At 43.2% G+C, this 3477-nt stretch carries 2 protein-coding genes; one reads left to right on the top strand and one right to left on the bottom strand.

The window, feature by feature from the left end; genetic code table 11:
- Positions 1 to 2203: peptidase domain-containing ABC transporter (locus VB797_RS34810; protein ID WP_416350970.1), on the top strand; the 2203-nt coding region annotated here is incomplete at its 5' end.
- A gap of 938 nt (positions 2204 to 3141) precedes the next feature.
- On the opposite strand, the gene VB797_RS34805 is transcribed toward VB797_RS34810, so the two are convergent.
- A partial coding sequence (locus VB797_RS34805) for a transposase (protein ID WP_323242366.1) occupies positions 3142 to 3477 on the bottom strand: 336 nt, incomplete at its 5' end.

Here is a 3477-nt window from a genome sequence, read left to right as displayed (position 1 = left end):
ATCTCCCCATCCCCCCATCTCCCCATCCCCCCATCTCCCCATCTCCCCATCTCCCCTTCTCCTTCCCACCCTCCCCCCCACATCGGGTTATCCATTCGTTTCCAGCGCAAACAGTGCTGCTGCTTGCTTAACAATGGTGGCGCAGTTTTTGGAAATTTCGGTGAAGTTGGAGTGGGTGCAGCGTCAAGTGCGATCACAACGTCCTAAAAATGTTGTGGAAGCTGCGGAAAAGCTGGGTTTCGTGCTGCGGAGGTTGCAGGTAAGTTGGGATGATTTACAAAAACTTGCTTTTCCGGCTTTACTTTTATGGGGTAATTCGGAGCAAGCTAATTGGGTTGTAGCTTATGCACGTAAAGGTAATAACTTGATTATTGCTAACCCGCAAAACCCAGACTTTACTTGCGAAACGGTATCCCGCGAACAACTGGAAAGCTTTTGGGATGGCTATTTATGGCAAGTAGAACTCGTTCAAAAGCAAGAAAAGTTTAATTTAAGTTGGTTTTTACCCGCAGTTTGGCAATATAAAGGTTTACTGACAGAAGTACTTTTAGCGTCCTTCACCTTACAACTGCTGGGATTAACTACACCGCTAATTACTCAAGTCATTATTGATAAAGTAATGGTGCAGGAGAGTATAGCAACTCTCGACGTAATGGCGATCGCGCTTTTATTGGTGGCAGTATTTGAGTCAGTGTTGGGAATTCTCCGCTTATTCATTTTTACCCATACGGCGCGTCGTTTGGATTTAAGTTTATCAGCGCAGCTATTTCGTCACTTAATGCGCTTACCTTTATCTTATTTTGAGTCGCGACGGGTAGGGGATACGGTCGCACGAGTTCAAGAATTAGAACAAATTCGGCAGTTTCTCACGGGTACGGCATTAACTGTAGTTCTCGACAGCATATTTGCTGTAGTTTACCTGGTACTAATGTTTTATTACAGCGCTACCTTAACCTTAGTAGCATTAGCAGTACTACCTTTATTTGCCATATTGACCTTAACAGCAACGCCAATTCTCCGTAGATGGCTGAACGAAACCTTTAACCGCAGTGCTGACAGTCAATCATTCCTGGTAGAAACAATTACAGGAATTCATTCGGTAAAAGCCCACGCGGCCGAACCAGCAACGCGGGATAGATGGGAAGGTTTATTTGCTCGCTTTATCCGCACGGGTTTCAAAGCTTCCACAACATCTAATATCAGCAGTAACATCGGCGACTTTCTGACTAAACTATCCAGCCTGTTGATTCTCTGGTTTGGAGCCAAATTAGTTATTGAAGGCAACTTTACTGTCGGGCAATTGGTTGCTTTTCAAATGCTTTCCGGAAGAGTTACCGGACCTTTATTAAGATTAGTTCAATTGTGGCAAAATTTACAGCAAGTATTGTTATCTGTAGATAGAATCGGCGACATTCTCAACGTTTCTCCTGAAGCCGAGCCAGGAACCGGATTAGTACTACCACCTCTTGAAGGAGAAGTTACTTTTGACCAGGTATTCTTCCGCTACAAAGCTAATACTGAACCTATTCTCAAAGGAATTTCCTGCCACGTAGAACCCGGTCAATTTGTCGGTATAGTAGGACGCAGCGGCTCAGGTAAAAGTACGCTTTCCAAAGTTATACAAAGACTTTATCAAATCGAATCGGGGCGCATCCTAATCGATGGTTTCGACGTAAAAAGCGTTGATTTAGCTTCCCTACGTCAACAAATCGGTGTAGTTTTGCAAGAAGACTTTTTGTTCAACGGTAGCATCCTAGAAAACATTACATTAGGAAACCCCGATATTACCGCCGAACAAGTAGTCCAAGCCGCGAGAATGGCAGTTGCTCACGACTTCATCAGCGAACTACCCCAAGGTTACGAAAACAACGTCGGGGAAAGAGGTACAGCATTATCCGGGGGACAAAGACAGCGTATAGCTTTAGCCAGATTATTCCTGCTACAGGCACCAATATTAATTTTGGATGAAGCAACCAGCGCTTTGGATAGCGAAACCGAACAGCAGGTGTTGCAAAACTTACAAAATATGTCCCAAGGAAAGACAGTATTTTTGATCGCGCACCGTTTTGCACCTTTAAAACGTGCCGACATGATATTAGTTATGGAAAAAGGAATTATAGCCGAACGAGGCACCCATGACGAATTATTGCGGCAGAAAGGATTGTACTATTCGCTTTATCAAAAGCAGCAAATGAACGTTTAAAAAAGGAATTATTTTTGTAGGGTGTGTAACGGCATCGATATTTACTATTGGAGGTTGTAAATTCAAAATGCCGTTACGCACCATTGAATCTTCTACAAATAAATAACCTCCAACAAAAATCGCCCACACCCTCGAAGGGTGGGGCTACACCTACGAAGCCCGTCTGCACGGGCTAAGAAGTAGGGTGTGTAACTGCATAGGTATTTACTGATGAAGGTTTTAAACTTTACCTAACCAAGGCATATTTTCTTGTAGGGTGCTGTGACACTTTGACTAATTTTTAACGTAATAATGAGGTTGTAGTGTCACGCACCGTTCCCAGGATCTTGTGACAATTGTGTAAGTCCGGATCAGCTATTCGCATCTACCGCATAACAGAAGAAACAGCAACTATAGGAATAATATTTGATTTCTGAAAAACACGTAGGGTGCTGTTAGCGAAGCGTAACGCACCGTTCGGAAAGACTTTGGTGCGTTACGAACTTCGTTCTAACGCACCCTACAATACCTATATTTTTTCAATAATCAAACCGGAGTCCTATATTTATGTTTATCAGTTGAATGTTGGATTTAAAAATATGGGTTCTTCAGAGATTCATGCTACATAAATAGTCGTTAAAAGGCAGAAGGGAAAAAAGAACTGCTGTATTTTAATAATGCGAGCATTATGTTCTAAAGTGAATGTTTTAGAGGATGTTTTAAAAGTATTCGGCGAATATAATTCGCTACTACACAACCAAAGTCCACCTCCGTGGACTAATGAATTTTAACCCGCGCAGGCGGGTTTTGCTTGTGTAGCTGCGGTTTCAACCGCCGGGTTTAGTATTAAATTAGACTTTTAAAACATCCTCTTAACTATTAAAAATATCGTCAGAGCATTTAGACGAATTATTGACATCCTCCCCACCAAAATTTGTTGAAGGTGGGGATTCCAAGAATCACTTCTTAGATTTCCTCTTTCCACGAGTTGACTTGCTTGGAGGAGGACACTCGCGTGGGCGGCTTCGCCGACTTGAGCGAAGTGTCCGTTGAGTTACCTCACCCAAGTATTGGTCAGTCTCTCCAGAGGCGTTAGTTCCGACGTGACCCGCCGTACTTAGACCTTTTCTTAATATGTTCCGCGCTGCATTCCAATCACGGTCTTGTGTATGCCCGCAGTGAGGACAAGAATGAGTTCTTGTACTAAGAGATTTTTTGACAACCTCACCACAGTTAGAGCAATTCTGCGAAGTGTACTGAGGCGGAACTGCAACAGTCACCACACCAAACACTTT

The organism is Rivularia sp. UHCC 0363 (assembly GCF_034931125.1).
GTDB lineage: Bacteria > Cyanobacteriota > Cyanobacteriia > Cyanobacteriales > Nostocaceae > Rivularia.
The sequence above is the reverse complement of the archived record's forward strand: the minus strand, read 5'-3'. Positions and strand labels throughout refer to the sequence as shown.